Raw genomic sequence first — 18,696 nt, forward strand, 5'->3', positions numbered from 1 at the left:
CCTTGAGCGATGAGGTCTTAATTTATCAGCTAAAAATGCGAAACGCAGATAAGCTTGAGCCTATTCCGGGCATAAAAAAAGATTATGAAGATGACTTTAAAACCGCTTTATTGCGTGCACGTGGAATTTTAAACGATTAAGGTTGTCTTATCCGTTAGCTGGTTTAGCACTTATATTTATCAACATTTTTTGAAGGAATCATTATGAAAAAATTGGCATTAAAAACGGTTTTTGTTGCACTTTCTGCCCTTTTTGCATTTAACTCAACGGCAATCGCCGCTGATCCAACCGCAGGGAAAGAATATACTGAGGTACGTAAAGCCCCATCGGCTCAAAAAGAAGTGGTGGAATTTTTCTCATTCTACTGCCCGCACTGCTATGATTTTGAATTAAGCTACAAGATCCCAAGCCAAATTAAAGAAAAATTACCAAAAGACACCAAATTAGTGCAATATCACGTTAATTTCTTAGGTCGCCAATCTGAAGACTTAACCCGTGCTTGGGCATTAGCAATGGCATTAGGAGCTGAAGATAAAGTAAAAACTGCATTATTTGAAGGGGCACAAAAAGATGCATTCAAATCAATGGACGATATTCGTGCTGTATTTTTAGCAAACGGCATTACGGCTGAACAGTTTGATAGCGGCATTAACAGCTTTGCCGTAAATGGCTTGGTGAATAAACAAGTTCAATTAGCGGAAGACTTCCAAATTCGTGGCGTGCCTGCATTTTTCGTAAATGGTCAATACCAATTGAATTTAGAAGGCTTTGCAGATTCTTCATCAACGAATGATTTCATTCAACGTTATGTTGATGCAATTATCTTCTTGAGTAAAAAATAATTGTCCCCATATTGAGAGTATGGTTTTACAATGCTGAGTAGGTAAATCCTATTCGGCATTTTTTTATTTTACACTCTCATTCAATTGGAAAGCCTTATGACAAAATTATCCATTCTAAATCTTGTGCCTATTCGTGAAGGGCAAACCGCTAAACAAGCGGTCGATTCTATGGTGAAATTAGCAAAACACGCAGAAAAGATCGGCATTGAACGCTATTGGATTGCAGAACATCATAATATGAAAAACCTTGCCAGCTCGGCAACACAATTACTCATTCAGCACGCACTTTCTCACACTGAAACATTAAGAGTGGGATCAGGTGGCGTAATGCTGCCTAACCACAGCCCTTACATTGTGGCAGAACAGTACGGCACACTTGAAACGCTCTACCCTAACCGTGTAGAACTAGGGCTTGGGCGTGCACCGGGTACTGATATGCGTACCGCCACCGCTTTACGTCGTAATGCACAAAGTTTGCCTTTCCCCGATGAAATCAGCGAACTAAAAGGCTATTTTGAAGGCACAAATCCTGTATCTGCTTACCCTGCACAAGGGCTAAATGTGCCGTTTTATATTCTAGGATCTAGCCCCGAAAGTGCGTATTTAGCCGCAGAACGTGGCTTACCTTATGCCTTTGCCTCGCATTTTGCCCCACGTTTTATGGACGATGCGGTGAGAATCTACCGCTCAAACTTCAAACCGTCTAAAGTGTTGGATAAACCTTATGTGATTTTAGGTGTGAATGCAATCGTGGCTGAAACCGATCAAGAGGCGGAACAGCTTGCTACTACTCAAACCCAGTTTTTCTTAAATGTAGTAACCAACGCTCAGAACAATTTGCAGCCACCCGTCGAGTCTGACGAAAAGGTCTGGGAAAATTTTGTGAAAGCTGAGATGGTGCCGCATTTCGGACCTGTTGCTTTTCAACAAAATGCGTTGTACAACCAAGAGAAAACCGTGGTTAGTCAAATGACAGCGTGTTCACTTATCGGCAGCCGTGAGAGTGTTGAACAACAACTCAAAACGTTAAAAGAGAGAATCGAAATTGATGAAATTATGGCAGTAAGCTATATTTTCGATGAGCAAAAACAACATCAGTCTTATACCTGGTTAAAAGAGATTTCAGATAGGGTGTAATATGAGTAAAACAATGCAACAAAAAGCCGCTGATGCACACAATATGTGCAAGCTGAAAGGCGACTCTATGTTAGATAACGCAGACCGCCAAATTGCCTTTGAAGCAGTTTATGACAGTGAAGAAATCGCCCAACAAGCGGTCGAATTTTTCACACAAAAAGCAAAATCGGTAGAAACCGAACCTTGTGAAATTCAAAGTGAAATCACACAAATTGCAGAAGGTTTTCTGATGAAAATGTGGATAACCTTTAGCTGCCAAGCGGAAGTGATTTTATTTCAAATGGCAGTAAGGTAGATATAAAACAAGCGGTTATTTTTGATCAATTTTTTGTAAAAAATCTTCAGAAAATAACCGCTTGTATCATTATGCCTGTTTAACCGCTGCCGATTCACTGCTTGGCTTACGGCGTTTACCGATATTTTTGGTGTCTTTATGGCGAACTTTTACTTTTTGCTTCGCCGCTTCTTTCTTCACCTCTTTTTTCTTTTTAATGCGGGCTTTTTCTTTTTTACTCGTTACATTCAACTCGCCGTCTTTCGGGGCTTTGGTTCGAGGTTCTAAGCCTTCGATAATACGCGGCTTTAATGCTTCTTCCGTATAACGCTTGATTTTACCGAGCAGCTTGTAATCGTGAGCTTCTACTAGCGAAACCGCCGAACCTTTTTTGCCGGCACGAGCGGTTCGCCCGATGCGGTGGAGATAAGTGTCGGCACTGTATGGCAAATCGTAGTTGATCACGAAATCCACATCGTCAATGTCGATACCACGAGCCGCCACATCGGTCGCAACAAGAACATTCACAACGCCCTCTTTTAAGCGGGTAATCGCCTGATTACGTTGGGTTTGAGCCATTTCGCCTTCAAGGTAAGTGGAACGCAAACCACGTTTGCGAAGTGTGTCGCTTAGCTCTCGCACATCTTCACGGCGACGAACGAACACAATTGCTTTTTCCACTGAAAATTCTCCGATAAGGCGAGCCAACAATTTGGTTTTATGCTCCACGTTATCGGCGTGATAATACCATTGTTGGATTTTCTTACGTTCACGGCGGCTTGGCTCTGCATCTACTTTTATTGGGTCATTTAATAATCGCTCAGAGAAATCCTCTAACAACTCCCCTTCAAGAGTGGCTGAGAATAACCAAGTATGTTTACGCCAACGGGTTTCTGCCGCAATTTTCTCTGCATCTTGCCCAAAGCCCATTTGTAACATTCGGTCTGCTTCGTCAAAAATCAGCACTTCAACCGCTCGGCAATCAAAGTTTTCTTCTTTGATATATTGCATCAAACGACCCGGTGTTGCTACCACAATATCTTGATTACTGTTGAAGACTTCGCCGTGATTTTGATACGCCACACCGCCTGTAATGGTCGCAATACTTAAGTTGGTAAATTGTGCCAGCTCTTCTGCTTGCTCCGCCACTTGCATTGCCAGCTCTCGAGTAGGTGCAAGTACCAAAATACGCGGAGCTCCCGGTTTACGGCGTGGGTAGTCTAATAAATGTTGAATCGCCGGCAGTAAGAAGGCTGCGGTTTTCCCTGTGCCTGTTGGAGCAGAACCCAGTAAATCACGCCCTTCAAGGGCAGCTGGAATAGTGGCTTGTTGAATTGCCGTTGGACGGCTGTAGCCCTTTTTTACTAAGGCTTTTAGAAGTTGGGGGCTTAAATCAAGCTCCTCAAAGGTCATTAATTCGGACATATTCTTTTCTCGTCAATAAATTTGATAGAAGTATATCATATTAAAGCCCAAGCCGTGAGGTGAATAAAGCTATGCTTGGTTTGCAAAAAATTGTTAAAATATAACCGCTTGTTATTAACAACTTATAGAGGAAAAAAGATGTTTGTTGAAATTTACGGACGTTTATCTTGCCCGTACTGCGTGCGTGCGAAACAATTAGCTGAAAAAATGAAAACCGAATTAAACGATTTTGATTTTAAATTTATTGATATGATCGCAGAAGGTTTATCAAAAGAAGATTTAGAGCCTCGTGTTGGTAAGCCTGTTGCAACCGTGCCACAAATTTTTGTTGATAATGTTCACGTTGGCGGCTGTACTGATTTCCAAGCCTTTGTGAAAGAAAAATTTGGCATTGTTTAGTAAAAAATGACCGCTTGTAAGCGGTCATTTTTTTAATTATTTTTGCAAATTATTGCTCTTCTTTCGGTAAGCTTTTAATTGCGAAAATTAAGCCTCCCCAGATGATTGCCATTGCAACCACCATTGTAATAATTGCTGCGGTACTCATTATAGTTCTCCTTTTGGTTCATTTTTCCACGCGAGTTTTGAAAGTAGGTAAGCCACAACCGCTAAGCCAATTGCCATACCCCAACCGAAGGTGTTTACAAACCAGCTTGGGTAGCCTTCATAGCCCTCACGATACACTTTCGCAATCTCACTGAATAACATAAATGCAAGCACACCTGCGGTAACTACGATACATAAACGCCAGATAAAGCCAACTTTAAATGAAGAAACTTCGTTAATATGTCTTTCTAACGTACTGAGTTTTTCACTGGTTACAATCACAACTAATGATACGAACGCTACTGCCACAATGCCGAATTGGTTCACGAATTTATCCATTACGTCAAGCATTGGTAAGCCTGTGGTTGTACCGAACAACATTACTGACACAACCATCATTGGAATACCCACCAGTAAAGTCGCTTTTACACGTCCTGCATTCAATTTATCTTGCACCGCTGATACGATAACTTCAACAACAGAAATAAATGAGGTTAATGCTGCAAAGGTTAATGATCCGAAGAATAATACGCCTACTAATGCTCCCATCGGGGCTTGGTTAATGATAGTTGGGAAAGCAAAGAACGCTAAGCCGATACCGCCTTTCGCTACTTCATTAACCTCTTGACCTGCCGCAGTTGCCATAAAACCAAGTGCTGCAAATACGCCAATACCGGCTAATAATTCAAAGCCACTGTTAGCAAAGCCAACTACTAAACCTGAACCTGTTAAATCTGTTTTTGGCTTGAGGTATGAAGCATAAGTAATCATAATCCCAAAGCAGATTGAGAGTGAGAAGAAGATTTGACCATAAGCGGCAATCCACACACTTGGGTCAGTTAGTTTTTCCCAGTTTGGTGTAAACAACGCATCTAAGCCTTTTGCGGCTCCAGGCAGAGTTAAAGAATAGCCTACCAAGATTAAGAACATCACAACCAATAATGGCATTAGGATATTAGAAGCCGCTGAAATTCCTTTTTTGATCCCTAAAGCTAATACAGCAATAGCTACTAACCAAACTGCAATTAATGGACCGGTTACTGCCCCTACAAATTCGAAGCTAACACCTTGTGTGATGTCGCCCATTTTTAAGAATTCGCCAACAAAGAAATCAACAGGTTTATCACCCCAAGTTCCATTGATAGAGAAATAGGTATAACTTGCTGCCCAGCCTAACACAACGGCGTAGTAGATACCGATAATTACGTTGATTAATACCTGCCACCAGCCGAAAGTTTCAAATTTCGGGCTGAAACGACGGAATGAAAGCGGTGCACCGCCACGATATTTATGCCCGATAGCATAATCTAAGAATAGCAATGGTAAACCTGCGGTCAATAATGCAATGATGTATGGCAGAATAAATGCTCCACCACCGTTTTCATAAGTCGTATAAGGGAAACGCCAGATGTTTCCTAAGCCGACAGCCGAGCCAATAGCTGCCATAATAAATGCCCCACGACCGGCAAAGGTTTCTCTTTGTGGAGCTGTTGATGATTGAATAGACACAGTAAATACCTCAAACTTGTAACAGTTTATATAAAAAATGACTTTAAATTGTATGAAATGTGATTATTCACATTTTGAAAACGAAATATGCCGAAATACCAAATAAAAGTAAAGTAGAAAAATAGAATAAAAATGGACTTAAAAATACTAAAATACAAAATTAAATATCGAAAAATAAAACAAAAAAAAGTCAAATATTCTGAAATACAGAATTTTATAGATAAAAGCATTAAAAACCTTTCTTTGCTTAGCATAATTCTTTAGCTAAAATTTTAACAAAAAAATAACACATCATTGATACAATGATGTGTTATTAGCTTAAACATTAGGTAAATTATTCTTATACCGAAGGTTGTTCTATTACTAAATGCTCGACTTTAGCTTGTTTAACCATATTGTCCGCCACCTCAAGAATAGTAACTTTTAAGTTATATAACTCAAATTCCATTCCTTCATCAGGAATTTTCTCTAAATGTTCTAGTAGCAAACCATTAAATGTTCGAGCTTCATCAATAGGTAAATCCCACGCAAATAGTTTATTCAAATCCCTTAAATTTGCCGACCCCTCAATAATCACTGTTCCATCTGACTGTTGTTGAACTTCTTGCTCAAGCGTCGGGGCTGATGAAGTGGTAAACTCGCCGACAATTTCCTCTAAAATATCTTCAAGGGTTACTAAGCCTTTAATATCACCATATTCATCAACCACTAAGCCTATTCTCTCTTTATTGGCTTTAAAGTTCATTAATTGCGTAGTTAATGGTGTGCCTTCTGGAATAAAATAAACTTCATCAACCGCACGCACTAACATCTCTTTGGTAAATTCGTTTTTTTCCAACATTAAACGAAATGCTTCACGCACACGCAAAATACCGAGAATATTATTATCCATATCACCTTTATAAATCAGTACGCGAGCGTGAGGGGCGTGATTGAGCTGACGCATAATTGCTTTCCAGTCATCATCAATATCAATGCCGCTGATATCATTACGAGGCACCATAATGTCATCAACTGTAACTTTTTCCATATCTAAAATAGAAACAAGCATTTCACGGTGCTCTGCCGGAATAAACTTACCCGACTCAAGTACTACACTACGCAGTTCTTCTGGACTAAGATCTTGTTTATCTTTCTGCTGAATACGTAGTAACTTCAACAAACCTGCAATAATCAGATTCATTAAAAAGACGATCGGGCTCAGTAATTTCTTAAGGGGTGTTAATACAAAACTAACAATAAAGCCGACTTTTTCCGGGTAAGTCGCAGCAATCGTTTTAGGCAGAATTTCAGAGAAAACCAACATTACAAATGTAAGTAAACCGGTGGCAATCGCAACACCCTTTTCGCCGGAGAGTTGCATACCGATCATTGTAGCAATTGCAGAAGCAGCAATGTTTACAAGGTTATTACAGATTAAGATAAGACTGAGCAGAACATCCGTTCGTGCTAAGAGTTTTTCCGCTAATTTTGCCCCTTTATGTCCTTGCTCAGCAAGATGACGCATTTTATAACGGTTTAAAGACATCAAGCCCGTTTCCGAACCCGAGAAAAAAGCAGAGAGTACTAAAAGAATAGCTAAGGTAATAAATAAACTACTCAGGGGAATACTGTCCAAAATTGAATTCCTATATAAATTAATCATAAAGTGATCACAATTCGATGATTGTTATCACTCACTTCGCCTAAAAAGCCCGATTTGCAAAAAATCGGGCTTTTTTAACCGCTTGTAGCGATTAATGGACGATCAAACGGCTACCAAAATATCCGATTGTGAGCAACATCATACCCGAAATCGAATAAATAAGCACCCGTTTTCCTCGCCAATGTAATTTCCATTGACCTAATATTTGAACGTTATAAACAATCCAAGCCAAGAATGAGAAAATCGCTTTATGAATATGCTCCGGCTCAAAAAAGTTATGTAGATAAATCACGCCCGAAAATAGTGTGAGCGTAAGCATTGCCTGTGCTGCAAGCGTTAAGGTAAAGAAATGGCGTTCAACCGACATTAAGGGCGGAAGAATTGAGCAAAAGAACATTTTTTTGCTTTTGAGTTTGTGATCTAACCATTTTAACTGGAACGCATAAATTAAGGCGAGGAAAAATAATGCATAAGAGAACAGAGCAATACCTAAGTGGAAAATAAACCCTGCGTTTTCTTCTATATTGCGGATAAAACTCCCCTGCACAAAACTGGCTACCGCCACACTACAAATCGCAAAGGCATATACAACAAGAAGAGGAAACCAAGCCGTTTTCCATTTAAGCAACGCAAAGGTTACACAAATCGCCATAATGAAACTCATTAAAGAGATCACATTCGTTACCGTAAAATTCTGCCCTTCTATTAACCATAATTGGTTGTATAACACGGCACAATGCAAAAGAATAGCTAATAAACCAAACCCAAAAACAAGAGTTATATTCGGCTTTTTATTTTCTGTTGCACTTTCCAAATTCACTAAGGTGGGAGCCACCCAAAGCAACGTTAAGGCATAAGCTACAATAGCTAAAATAGGGAGTAACATATTTTCTCGAATCTCGTCAAATAATAATAACTTTCAGAATTTTAATCAAAAGTCGCCTTTTTAGCTAGTTTTTGCGATAGCTAGATGAAAAATTATCCCTAAATATCATAGCTTTTTATGTTAAGTCAAAAAATCCTCTCAATTTCAGCTAATATTCTGCATCAAAAAATAATTTTCCTTTGACTAATTTGCTTTCTATCTGTAATATGCACACCCTATGCAAAAGGTAAAACTACCCCTTACGATTGACCCATATAAAGACGCTCAGCGTCGAGTGGATTATGAAGGCTACATTTCAGGTGAACTTCTAAAACGCTTGGGTGAATCTGTATGTAATGTGCTAAGTGATGCACAAGTTACACTTTCGTTATATGTCGATCCGCAACGTTTAACTGTGATTAAAGGCACAGCTAAAATTGAGGTGGAGTTTGACTGCCAACGATGTGATAACCCGTTTACACACACGCTAGACTGTTCATTTTGTTTCAGTCCGGTGTCTAACATGGATCAGGCGGACATCTTGCCCGAAATTTATGAACCTATCGAAGTAAACGAGTTCGGTGAAGTAAATTTACTAGATATGATTGAAGATGAATTTATTCTTGAATTACCTCTAGTCCCGATGCATAGTGAAGAACACTGTGAAGTGTCCGTGAGTGAACGTGTGTTTGGTGAATTGCCTGAAGAACTGGCAAGCAAACCAAATCCGTTCGCAGTATTAGCTAATTTAAAGAAAAACTAGATCTAGGAGAAAGCCCGTGGCTGTTCAACAAAATAAGAAATCTCGTTCACGTCGTGATATGCGTCGTTCACACGATGCGTTAACAACTGCAGCAGTTTCAGTAGATAAAACAACTGGTGAAACTCACTTACGCCACCACGTAACTGCAGATGGTTACTACCGTGGTCGTAAAGTAATCAACAAGTAATTCCTTTCGAGGTATATCTTGGGTGATATCACTCTTGCAGTAGATGTGATGGGCGGGGACTTCGGTCCCCGTGTTACTATTCCTGCTCTGGCAAAAGCCTTATCACAGCATTCAAATCTCTCATTTTTATTATTTGGCAATGAAAGCCAAATTACCTCGTTATTAGAAAAATACTCTCTACTAAATTCTCCTAAAATCCAACTTCATCATACCGAACAAGTTATTGATGCAGATATCCCCTTTTCTAAAGCAATCCGCCAAAGTAAAAATAGCTCTATGCGTTTAGCACTTGAAGCTGTTAAAGAAGGAAAGGCTCAAGGTTGCGTAAGTGGTGGAAATACAGGGGCATTAATGGGATTAGCAAAGTTACTGATTGAACCGTTACCCAATATTGAACGCCCTGCTCTTACCTCACTCATTCCTACAATGAATGGGAAATCAACAGTAATGCTAGATTTAGGGGCAAATATTGAAGTAAGCGATTGCCAACTACAACAATTTGCAGAAATGGGCAATTTATTTGCACAAGTAATGCTAGGGTTAGTTTACCCTCGCATTTCTTTGTTAAATATCGGCACAGAAGAAAACAAAGGTACTGCACAAATTCAAGCTGTTCATCAGCAACTAAAAAAGAGACAAGATTTAAACTACATCGGTTTTATTGAAAGTGATAAATTAACCAGCTACTTAACCGATGTAATTATTTGTGATGGCTACACAGGCAATATCGCTCTAAAAGCATTGGAAGGTGCGGCAAAGAATATTATTTCGCTATTTAAAAAAGAGAAAGCCGATTCTAACATTTGCCGCAACACCAAACGCTACTTGCTTAAATTGATTTTCTATCGCTACTACCGCAAATTGCAAGAAATCAATCCTGATCGCCATAATGGAGCAACCTTGCTCGGTTTATCAAAAGTGATTGTAAAAAGCCACGGCGGAGCAAATGCTAATGCCTTTAGCTATGCGATTGATTATGCAGTTCAGCAAATTGAAAACGATATTCCAAACAAGATCCTGCAAAGATTACATCAACTCGATAAAAAATAAGCGAACCAAAAGTTCGCTTATTTTGATCTTAGCCTTTTAATTTCGCCACACGCAAGCTCACTGCGTTTTTGTGTGCTTGTAATAGCTCTGCACTTGCCATTTGTTCTACAGTTTCCGCTAAGGCTAAAAAGCCTTCAGGGGTCAGCTCTTGTACCGTCATTCGCTTGCTGAAATCCGCTAAGCCTAAGCTTGAATAGGTTTTGGTGTAACCATAAGTCGGCAGCACGTGGTTAGTTCCGCTGGCATAATCGCCTATTGATTCCGGCGAGTAAGCCCCCAAGAAAATCGAGCCGGCATTATCTAAATCCGCCAAAAGTGAGCGTGCATTTTCTGTTTGCACAATTAAATGCTCAGGTGCATATTTATTGCTAATTTCGACCGCTTGTTGCAGGTTTTCAGCAATAAACGTACGGCTATGAGCCAACGCCTTGCGAGCCGTTTCGCCACGAGGTAAGACTGAAACTTGTTTTTCTAATTCCTCATCCACCGCTTTAGCCAATTTTTCATTTGGGGTTACTAAAATCACTTGTGAATCTGCACCGTGTTCCGCTTGGGAAAGCAAGTCGCTCGCCACAAAAGCCGGATCAGCGAACTCATCGGCAATCACCAACACTTCACTTGGTCCTGCCGGCATATCAATTGCCGTTCCTTCTTGAACCACTTGACGTTTAGCTTCTGTTACAAAACTATTACCCGGTCCGAAAATTTTATCCACTTTCTGTACAGTTTCCGTGCCATTTGCCATTGCAATAATGGCTTGAGCCCCACCTACCGCATAAATGGTTTCCACCCCACAAAGGTTTGCGGTATAAAGAATTTCATCGGAAATCGGTGGAGGAGAACAAAGCACAATTTTCTTACATCCTGCAATTTTTGCCGGAATGGCAAGCATTAAAACCGTTGAAAAAAGTGGTGCCGAGCCGCCGGGAATATAAAGCCCCACTCGATTGATCGGGCGAGTAATCACTTGGCAACGCACACCGACTTGGGTTTCAATATCCACTTCTTGATTTTGCTGTGCCTTGTGAAACGCCTCAATATTTGCCTTTGCATTTTGAATCGCTTTTTTAAGCTCAGGCGAAATACGGCTTTCTGCTTGCTGAATTTGCTCTTTCGATACAATAAGGCTATCTAGTTTGACTTTATCAAATTTTTCGCTTAGCTCGAATAAGGCTTTATCGCCATTTTCTAATACATTTTGCTTAATTTCCTCAACGGCTGTTTTGATACTATCGCCAATCACCTGTGCCGGACGAGCAAGATATTGTTCTTGCTCATACTCGCTGAGATTATTCCAAATTAGGGTTTGCATATTTAATCCTTATTTTGCCTAGTACAGTAAAGCCGTACTAGGTTACTCATATTGTTTCTTTGGTTACTTTCTTTGCACAAGCAAAGAAAGTAACATAAAATCCTACGCCAACATTTTCTCAATAGGCAAGACAAGCACAGAACTTGCCCCCATCTCTTTAAGTTGTTCCATTGTTTCCCAGAACAAGTTTTCTTGGCTCACAACGTGCATTGCCACTCGGGTTTGATCATTGGCAAGAGGCAGAATTGTTGGGTTTTCTACCCCCGGTAATAAAGCCGTGATTTGTTCCAATTTGTCTTTCGGGGCGTGTAACATAATGTATTTAGATTCGCTTGCTTGCTGCACACCTTGAATACGGGTAAGTAATCTATCCACCAAAGCTTGTTTTTCAGCAGATAACGGCTCTTGGCGTTGAATTAAGCAAGCGGTTGAGCGGTAAATCACTTCAACCTCTTTTAAACCATTTGCCTCAAGGGTCGCCCCTGAAGACACCAAATCGCAAATTGCGGTGGCGATGCCGGCACTTGGGGCAACTTCCACCGAGCCGGTTAATAAAATGCTTTTAAACGGCACGCCTTGCTCTTTCATATAACGTTTTAATAAATTTGGGTAGGAAGTAGCAATCACCGCATCGGTTAGATCTTTAACACTGCTATAGTTGCGATCACGATCGAGCGCTAACGATAAACGGCAGCCGCCAAAATCAAGCTGGCGGAGTTTTTTATATTTCACTTTCTCGCCTGCTGCTAGTCGCCCAAGTTCTTCTTCCTCTAATACGTTTTCGCCAATAATGCCGAGATCGACCACACCATCAAACACTAAGCCTGGAATATCGTCATCACGCACACGCAAAATTTCAATCGGCATATTTTCCGAATAGGCAATCAAGCGTTGGTCATTCCAAATAATTTTTACCCCGCACTGTTTGAGTAATTCGCTACACTCTTGGCTTAAACGCCCTTTTTTCTGCATTGCGATGCGTAAACGATTTTGTGTTGTCATTGCTGTTTCCTTCTTGTTTTTGAATTTTGAATATAAAGAAAAACCCTCTCGAAACGACTTCCGAGAGGGTTAAATTTAGTTTGCGTTTATGCGTACTCGGAAGTTCTTATCTTCCGCACACACCAAATGCCCGAAAGATTATTCAGGGAAATGATGATGGTGATGGTTACGCATAAATGTCATTGTTCTGTTTTCCAAAAATTGAATTGGTTTAAAAGATACTCTGAAAATTGATAAATCACAAGCATTTTTTCTACAAAAATCGGCTTATTTTTCACGAAAGGGAAGAATTTATCGCAAACGTTTGCGTAAAGCGGTATAATTTTTCCAATTTTTTGCAAATCAAACTAGATAGGAATTTTAAAATGCAAATCAGCTTAAAAAAAATCTATTCAGGCAAGGTGCGTGACCTTTACGAAATTGATGACAAAAGAATGTTAATGGTGGCAACCGACCGCTTATCAGCATTTGATGTGGTTTTAGATGATCCGATTCCACGCAAAGGTGAAATCCTTACCCAAATTTCTAATTTCTGGTTTAACAAATTGGCACACATTATGCCAAACCACTTCACAGGCGATAGCGTATTTGATGTGTTGCCAAAAGAAGAAGCTGAAGCGATCCAATACCGTGCGGTAGTATGCAAACGTTTAACGCCGGTGAAAATCGAATCCATCGTGCGTGGATATTTAACCGGCTCAGGCTTAAAAGATTACAAACAAACCGGCACGATCTGCGGCTTAAAATTAGCGGAAGGTTTAGTGGAGGCGAGCAAATTGCCAGAACCGATCTTCACCCCATCAAGCAAAGCAGAAGTGGGCGATCACGACATCAACATCAGCTACGAAGAGTGCGAACGCCAAATCGGTGTAGAACTTGCCGCCAAAGTGCGTGATGCCGCTCTCAAACTTTACACCGAGGCAGCAGAATATGCCCTCACCAAAGGCATTATTATCTGCGACACCAAATTTGAATTTGGCTTAGATGAAAATGGTACGCTAACCTTAATGGACGAAGTATTAACACCGGATTCCAGCCGTTTTTGGTCAGTTGATACCTACCAAGAAGGCACAAACCCACCGTCCTTCGACAAACAATTCGTACGTGATTGGTTGGAAAACAGCGGTTGGAACAAACAAGCTCCGGCACCGAAAGTACCTACCGATGTGATTGAAAAAACCGTGGCAAAATACCAAGAAGCGTTGGATTTATTAACCAAATAAAGCTCGCAAGCGGTTAAATTCAGTCAATTTTTTGCAAACAAAAAGCCTGTAAGGAATACTTACAGGCTTTTGTTGTATAACCAAACTATCTAGCCAAGGGGCAAATTGCAATTTGCCCCTACACATATCATCAAATTAACCTTGTGATGAAATACGTTTCATATCTGTCATATAACCACGTAATTCTTGACCGATTAGCTCAATTGGGTGGTTACGGATTGCATCGTTCACATCACGTAAGTAAACGTTGTCGATTTCAACCGCTGGGGTTGGTTCGCCTAAGTCGCCTTTTTCTAAGTTCGGGATAATTTCTTTCGCAAGAATTGGTGTCGCAACGTGAGAGAATAAGTAGTTGCCGTATTCTGCCGTGTCTGAAATAACCACGTTCATTTCGTATAAACGTTTACGAGCGATGGTGTTAGCAATTAACGGTAACTCGTGTAAAGACTCATAGTAAGCAGACTCTTCGTAGATACCGGCTGAAACCATTGTGTCGAACGCTAATTCCACGCCCGCTTTCACCATTGCAACCATTAACACGCCGTTATCGAAGTATTCTTGCTCAGAAATTTTGATGCCGTCAGCTTGTGGTGCATTTTCAAAAGCGGTTTTGCCGGTTTCTTCACGCCATTTTAAGAGGTTTGCATCGCCGTTTGCCCAGTCAGCCATCATAGTTGATGAGAATTCGCCGCTGATGATATCGTCCATATGTTTTTCAAATAAGAACGCTAATTCTTCTTTGATTTGCTCAGAAAGCTCAAATGCACGTAATTTTGCACTGTTAGATAAACGATCCATCATTAATGTGATACCGCCTTGTTTTAACGCTTCAGTGATGGTCTCCCAACCGAATTGGATTAATTTACCTGCGTAAGCCGGATCTTTACCTTCTGCCACTAATTTGTCATAGCATACGATAGAACCTGCTTGTAACATACCACAAAGAATGGTTTGCTCACCCATTAAGTCAGATTTTACTTCTGCCACGAATGAAGATTCTAATACGCCCGCACGGTCGCCACCGGTTGCACTTGCCCACGCTTTAGCAATCGCTAAACCTTCGCCTTTCGGATCGTTTTCAGGGTGAACAGCGATTAAGGTCGGCACGCCGAAACCACGTTTGTATTCTTCACGCACTTCTGTACCCGGGCATTTTGGTGCGGTCATCACAACAGTGATGTCCGGACGAATTTGCTCGCCTTCTTCCACGATGTTAAAACCGTGTGAATAACCGAATGCTGCACCGTGTTTCATTAACGGCATTACATCCGCAACCACTTTAGAGTGTTGTTTGTCCGGGGTTAAGTTGATTACTAAATCCGCTTCAGGGATTAATTGCTCGTAAGTGCCTACCACGAAACCGTTTTCTGATGCACGTTTGAATGATGCACGTTTTTCAGCAATCGCCTCTGCACGCAATGCGTAAGCGATGTCTAAGCCTGAATCACGCATATTTAAACCTTGATTTAAACCTTGAGCACCACAGCCTACAATCACCACTTTTTTGCCTTTTAAGAAATTGCAACCGTCTGCAAATTCGTTACGATCCATAAAGCGGCAACGACCTAATTGGTCTAATTTTTGACGTAAATTTAATGTGTTGAAATAGTTAGACATTGTTTGATCCTTATAGTGAGTCAATGAATGATATTTAATGTGATTATACACAGAAGCATTGTTGCGTAAATTGAAAATATTAATATTTAATATTGCAAAATATGCAATTAACTGTCATTTGAAAATCTTTTTGAAAACTTAACCGCTTGCAATCTCTGTTATAAAGTAGAAAATAACCACTTAAATTAATAGAAGATAAACAAATGAAGATAAAAAGTATCATTCTACAAACTTGCCTTGAATGTGGGCAAAATGTACGGGTTCCTTTGAGCGAAAAAGGGGACTTCCTCTGCCCTGTTTGTAATAATGTCATACGAAAAGGCAATACTTGGAGCTTACGCCGTAGTGCATTTTTAGCATTAGCCATTTTAATTTTGCTCCCCTTCGCACTTGGCTTTCCACTACTCAGCATTGATTTACTCGGCATAAAAATTAATGCCACCGTATGGGACGGTATTTGGAAAATGGCAACCACAGGCTACCCTTACACCGCATTTATGGTTCTAGTGTGTGCAGTCATTATGCCTATCTCCTTTGTTTTGCTGATTTTAACTATTCATATCCAACGGATGATCCACCAACGCCCACGTTATACACTAATATTCCTCACTAAAATTAAAGAGTGGGTAATGCTTGATGTTTATCTGGTTGCTCTCGCCGTTGCAGCATTTAAAATTCGAGACTATGCCAATTTAGAATTTGATATTAATTTAATTGCATTTGTGCTCGTGGTGGTACTAAACACATTACTTTTTATCAAAACAGAGCCCAAACAGGCGTGGGAGCGATTTTACCCTGAATATCACTCGCTACCTTTCGATCACACGAGCCACCCAACGCTCTGCCCGACTTGTGAATACTGTTTTGATGAAACGATTTTAGATTTGAAAGGAAGACAACGCTGCCCTCGTTGCGAGAGCAATTTATCGATTGCCGATAATATTAAAATTCAGCGTGTCTGGGCGTGTTTAATTGCCGGAACGATAATGATGATCCCCGCCAATATTTTCCCCATTTCAATTACTGAAATGGCAGGAAAAGTTTCCGCAGATTCATTGATGTCCGGGGTGCTCTTGTTTATAGAAATGGGGAGCTACACTGTTGCAGCTATTGTATTTATTGCAAGCATTGCCGTACCTGTAAGCAAAATTACGATTATTTTTTACCTGTTACTTGCTATTCACTACAAATGGAAACACCCTATTCACATACAGATGAAATTACTGCACTACGTTCACTTTGTTGGACGTTGGTCGATGCTTGATTTATTTGTACTTTCACTAATGATGTCGCTACTCGAACGCGGACAAATTCTTAGCTTCTCGGTAGGCGAAGCCGCTTTCTATTTTGGGGCAGCCGTTTTCCTTACTATGTTTGCTTCCGCCAATTTAGATGCCAGAATGTTGTGGAAGATTCATTATGATAATGAGAAAATAAAGCACAATTAATCTATTTTATTTATACTTCCCTCTCCTTGCGGGAGAGGGAATTTCCTCAATCTACTTTTTCCACTCCACTTAATTTTTCCATTTTCAACAAACTCTGCAACTGCGGCAATAATTGGGTTATTAGCCGCAGTTGTTGAATCAAAATCAAGGCTAATTCGTCTTGTTTTTGCTGATGTTCTTGCTCAAACTGAGCGAGATCTTGGTCAATAGCGGTCAATTTTTCCGATAATTTTGCAAATGAACGACTGTCATCTGCAATTTTATCGATAATATTCGCGACTTCTCGCCCGTGTGAAAAAAATATTGCGGAAAAATCGACTTGTCGATTAATTTCACGGCTGGCAATGCGGTAAGCCCCTAAGGTTGAAATATAGCCAAGCAAGGTATAGCCGATGCCTAACAATTTCGGAGCAAAGGCTAAATCATTTGCGTATTTCTGCGGCTCACTATACATACTAGTAATCGTATTGCTGAGTGCAGATAAATGGTTGTGTACATCACGGCGGGCTATGCGATAAGGTAGTTGCTCGTTATAACCAAATTGGAGTTGAGCAATAATGTGCCGTAAATAATTTCCGCTGGCTTTTAGGCTATTATGTAAATTACTTTGCAAATTGAGATATTTCCAGTCCGGCCATAAAAATGTTACGGCTAACCACGCAATAGCTGTGCCAAGTAGCGTATCGAAAATTCGCATTAATGTGCTACTTTCTATACTTACGCCTGCAATATCAAGGCTTATCATCACTAATACGGTAATGTAAAAAGTCGAAAAGCCGTAATGTACCAAACGGAAAAAAGTATAGAGCGAGCCGGTCAGTACAATAATACCAAGTTGAGCTTCAAGACTAAGCGTTACATTAAACAATTCAAACATTCCACCAACAATTACGCCGAAAATCGTGCCAATCACACGGTGAATTAAGCGGGTTTTGGTTGCGGTATAATTGGGCTGGCAGACAAAAACCGCCGTCAATAAAATCCAATAACCTTTGTTATCAAAACCTAAAAGTGGCACTATTGCACTACATAAAAGCACCACAATCGAAAGGCGAACGGCGTGGCGAAACAGTTGTGATTCAAAGGTGAAATGCCCTTTAATTGCTTGGATAATATTGCCAAAACCCGTAATATTTTCGGCTATCAAGCGGTTAGATTTTGTGAAATTTTTACTAAGTGGCTCAATATGCTCTGAACGGCTTGCCCCTTGTTCAATTTGAGCTAATTGGCGTTCAATATTGGCTAAATTCTCAGCAACCGATTCCCATCGGTAAGTGCTTTTTAACCCTCTTTCTTGATGATAAACCAACGAGTTGAGCAACCCTTGCAATGCTTTCTCACCACGCTCACTGTGTTCATATCTTTCTCGATGACGTAATGCCACTGCAATTTTTTGACACGCAACCGCTTGAAGTTCCATTACTCGCTGGAAGCGAAACATTAAATCGCTATTACTTAATTGTTGGAACAGTTCGTGATACTGATAATGACTAGAACTCGCCCGTTCTAAAATATCTTGAGCCGTAAAATAGTAGCGTAACATTCGTTGCGTACGTTGCTGTTTGTGCTGTCGTCTTAAACGATAAAATAATGATACTCGCGTTTTATCAAATGCCGCCATTACTTCACTGTTCGCTTTGGCAAGTGCCAGTTGTTTTGCGTTTAAATCGTCATCATCAGGGTCAAAATAGGCGGATTTTGCCAGCAAATAGTGGCTTAAGGCAAGGTAAGCAGAAGCTAAATTCTCCTGTGCCGTTCGATTCGGGAAAACTAAATATACTAAAATCCCGACCAATCCATATAACAATGTGCCGAGTAGAATCATCACGACATTGTTATACCACAGTACTT

General features: G+C 40.4%; 19 protein-coding genes and 1 other annotated feature. Of the genes, 10 read left to right on the forward strand and 9 right to left on the reverse strand.

Annotated features, from left to right (window positions below):
* The 4 genes from ACJHV0_RS06975 to ACJHV0_RS06990 all read left to right on the forward strand — a co-directional run.
* Positions 1–140, forward strand: a 140-nt coding sequence (locus tag ACJHV0_RS06975; RefSeq protein ID WP_483133767.1) for a DUF1040 family protein, incomplete at its 5' end; no start/stop codon positions are given.
* Positions 141–203: 63 nt separating this feature from the next.
* Entirely contained in the window at positions 204–842 is a 639-nt protein-coding gene (gene dsbA / locus ACJHV0_RS06980) for a thiol:disulfide interchange protein DsbA (protein ID WP_334235683.1), read from the forward strand.
* A gap of 96 nt (positions 843–938) precedes the next feature.
* The gene (locus ACJHV0_RS06985) at positions 939–1,979 is read left to right on the forward strand and encodes an LLM class flavin-dependent oxidoreductase (RefSeq protein ID WP_283386441.1); all 1,041 of its coding nucleotides are present in this window, start codon (positions 939–941) and stop codon (positions 1,977–1,979) included.
* Between the two features lies 1 nt (position 1,980).
* Positions 1,981–2,274: a YfcZ/YiiS family protein gene (locus tag ACJHV0_RS06990; RefSeq protein WP_025235241.1), complete on the forward strand. Its 294-nt coding sequence runs from the start codon at positions 1,981–1,983 to the stop codon at positions 2,272–2,274.
* 69 nt (positions 2,275–2,343) lie between these two features.
* Here the strand turns inward: ACJHV0_RS06990 and srmB are convergent, their stop codons facing one another.
* The gene (srmB, locus tag ACJHV0_RS06995; protein ID WP_483133758.1) at positions 2,344–3,678 is read right to left on the reverse strand and encodes an ATP-dependent RNA helicase SrmB; all 1,335 of its coding nucleotides are present in this window, start codon (positions 3,676–3,678) and stop codon (positions 2,344–2,346) included.
* A gap of 138 nt (positions 3,679–3,816) precedes the next feature.
* On the opposite strand from srmB, the gene ACJHV0_RS07000 reads away from it, so the two are divergent.
* Complete coding sequence (locus tag ACJHV0_RS07000; RefSeq protein WP_025235239.1) at positions 3,817–4,077, forward strand: GrxA family glutaredoxin; 261 nt, start codon at positions 3,817–3,819, stop codon at positions 4,075–4,077.
* A 49-nt stretch (positions 4,078–4,126) separates the two neighbouring features.
* Here the strand turns inward: ACJHV0_RS07000 and ACJHV0_RS07005 are convergent, their stop codons facing one another.
* From ACJHV0_RS07005 to ACJHV0_RS07020, 4 genes are all read right to left on the reverse strand, one after another.
* Positions 4,127–4,225 carry a methionine/alanine import family NSS transporter small subunit gene (locus ACJHV0_RS07005; protein ID WP_025235238.1) on the reverse strand — a complete coding sequence of 33 codons (99 nt, stop codon included), beginning with the start codon at positions 4,223–4,225 and terminating at the stop codon, positions 4,127–4,129.
* Positions 4,225–5,733, reverse strand: coding sequence for a sodium-dependent transporter (locus ACJHV0_RS07010; protein WP_483133759.1), 1,509 nt, complete (start codon positions 5,731–5,733; stop codon positions 4,225–4,227). The genes ACJHV0_RS07005 and ACJHV0_RS07010 overlap by 1 nt, the downstream gene beginning before the upstream one ends.
* A gap of 340 nt (positions 5,734–6,073) precedes the next feature.
* Entirely contained in the window at positions 6,074–7,351 is a 1,278-nt protein-coding gene (locus tag ACJHV0_RS07015) for an HlyC/CorC family transporter (RefSeq protein ID WP_025235236.1), read from the reverse strand.
* A 118-nt stretch (positions 7,352–7,469) separates the two neighbouring features.
* Positions 7,470–8,264, reverse strand: coding sequence for a cytochrome C assembly family protein (locus tag ACJHV0_RS07020; protein WP_025235235.1), 795 nt, complete (start codon positions 8,262–8,264; stop codon positions 7,470–7,472).
* A gap of 217 nt (positions 8,265–8,481) precedes the next feature.
* On the opposite strand from ACJHV0_RS07020, the gene yceD reads away from it, so the two are divergent.
* The 3 genes from yceD to plsX are packed head-to-tail and all read left to right on the forward strand — an operon-like array spanning position 8,482 to position 10,243.
* A complete protein-coding gene (gene yceD, locus ACJHV0_RS07025) occupies positions 8,482–9,006 on the forward strand; it encodes a 23S rRNA accumulation protein YceD (RefSeq protein ID WP_025235234.1) in 525 nt (174 codons plus the stop codon).
* A 16-nt stretch (positions 9,007–9,022) separates the two neighbouring features.
* A complete protein-coding gene (rpmF, locus tag ACJHV0_RS07030; protein ID WP_005598552.1) occupies positions 9,023–9,193 on the forward strand; it encodes a 50S ribosomal protein L32 in 171 nt (56 codons plus the stop codon).
* Positions 9,194–9,211: 18 nt separating this feature from the next.
* Positions 9,212–10,243: a phosphate acyltransferase PlsX gene (gene plsX / locus ACJHV0_RS07035; protein WP_483133760.1), complete on the forward strand. Its 1,032-nt coding sequence runs from the start codon at positions 9,212–9,214 to the stop codon at positions 10,241–10,243.
* Positions 10,244–10,271: 28 nt separating this feature from the next.
* On the opposite strand, the gene hisD is transcribed toward plsX, so the two are convergent.
* A complete protein-coding gene (gene hisD / locus ACJHV0_RS07040) occupies positions 10,272–11,555 on the reverse strand; it encodes a histidinol dehydrogenase (protein ID WP_483133761.1) in 1,284 nt (427 codons plus the stop codon).
* A gap of 102 nt (positions 11,556–11,657) precedes the next feature.
* Positions 11,658–12,557, reverse strand: a complete 900-nt coding sequence (gene hisG / locus ACJHV0_RS07045; protein ID WP_483133762.1) for an ATP phosphoribosyltransferase — start codon at positions 12,555–12,557, stop codon at positions 11,658–11,660.
* Positions 12,558–12,591: 34 nt separating this feature from the next.
* Positions 12,592–12,720: a sequence feature (His leader region), on the reverse strand.
* Between the two features lie 202 nt (positions 12,721–12,922).
* Between hisG and ACJHV0_RS07050 the strand changes: the two genes are divergently transcribed.
* On the forward strand, positions 12,923–13,780 hold the full coding sequence (locus ACJHV0_RS07050; protein ID WP_483133763.1) for a phosphoribosylaminoimidazolesuccinocarboxamide synthase: 858 nt from the start codon (positions 12,923–12,925) through the stop codon (positions 13,778–13,780).
* A 135-nt stretch (positions 13,781–13,915) separates the two neighbouring features.
* Here the strand turns inward: ACJHV0_RS07050 and ilvC are convergent, their stop codons facing one another.
* Positions 13,916–15,397 (reverse strand): ketol-acid reductoisomerase, encoded by a 1,482-nt coding sequence (gene ilvC / locus ACJHV0_RS07055; protein WP_483133764.1) that lies wholly within the window; start codon positions 15,395–15,397, stop codon positions 13,916–13,918.
* 203 nt (positions 15,398–15,600) lie between these two features.
* Between ilvC and ACJHV0_RS07060 the strand changes: the two genes are divergently transcribed.
* The gene (locus ACJHV0_RS07060) at positions 15,601–16,845 is read left to right on the forward strand and encodes a PqiA/YebS family transporter subunit (RefSeq protein ID WP_483133765.1); all 1,245 of its coding nucleotides are present in this window, start codon (positions 15,601–15,603) and stop codon (positions 16,843–16,845) included.
* Between the two features lie 46 nt (positions 16,846–16,891).
* Here ACJHV0_RS07060 and yccS read toward each other — a convergent pair.
* Positions 16,892–18,696: YccS family putative transporter (yccS, locus tag ACJHV0_RS07065; RefSeq protein ID WP_483133766.1), on the reverse strand; the 1,805-nt coding region annotated here is incomplete at its 5' end.

The organism is Mannheimia sp. (genome assembly GCF_056854775.1).

What these genes read in the sequence shown, in the direction of transcription:
- hisD (WP_483133761.1), bottom strand. Translation starts at nt 11,555, where the DNA reads ATGCAAACCCTAATTTGGAATAATCTCAGCGAGTATGAGCAAGAACAA.
- ACJHV0_RS06985 (WP_283386441.1), top strand. Translation starts at nt 939, where the DNA reads ATGACAAAATTATCCATTCTAAATCTTGTGCCTATTCGTGAAGGGCAA.
- ACJHV0_RS07050 (WP_483133763.1), top strand. Translation starts at nt 12,923, where the DNA reads ATGCAAATCAGCTTAAAAAAAATCTATTCAGGCAAGGTGCGTGACCTT.
- ACJHV0_RS06990 (WP_025235241.1), top strand. Translation starts at nt 1,981, where the DNA reads ATGAGTAAAACAATGCAACAAAAAGCCGCTGATGCACACAATATGTGC.
- srmB (WP_483133758.1), bottom strand. Translation starts at nt 3,678, where the DNA reads ATGTCCGAATTAATGACCTTTGAGGAGCTTGATTTAAGCCCCCAACTT.
- ilvC (WP_483133764.1), bottom strand. Translation starts at nt 15,397, where the DNA reads ATGTCTAACTATTTCAACACATTAAATTTACGTCAAAAATTAGACCAA.
- hisG (WP_483133762.1), bottom strand. Translation starts at nt 12,557, where the DNA reads ATGACAACACAAAATCGTTTACGCATCGCAATGCAGAAAAAAGGGCGT.
- ACJHV0_RS07005 (WP_025235238.1), bottom strand. Translation starts at nt 4,225, where the DNA reads ATGAGTACCGCAGCAATTATTACAATGGTGGTTGCAATGGCAATCATC.
- ACJHV0_RS07060 (WP_483133765.1), top strand. Translation starts at nt 15,601, where the DNA reads ATGAAGATAAAAAGTATCATTCTACAAACTTGCCTTGAATGTGGGCAA.
- ACJHV0_RS07020 (WP_025235235.1), bottom strand. Translation starts at nt 8,264, where the DNA reads ATGTTACTCCCTATTTTAGCTATTGTAGCTTATGCCTTAACGTTGCTT.
- yceD (WP_025235234.1), top strand. Translation starts at nt 8,482, where the DNA reads ATGCAAAAGGTAAAACTACCCCTTACGATTGACCCATATAAAGACGCT.
- dsbA (WP_334235683.1), top strand. Translation starts at nt 204, where the DNA reads ATGAAAAAATTGGCATTAAAAACGGTTTTTGTTGCACTTTCTGCCCTT.
- ACJHV0_RS07000 (WP_025235239.1), top strand. Translation starts at nt 3,817, where the DNA reads ATGTTTGTTGAAATTTACGGACGTTTATCTTGCCCGTACTGCGTGCGT.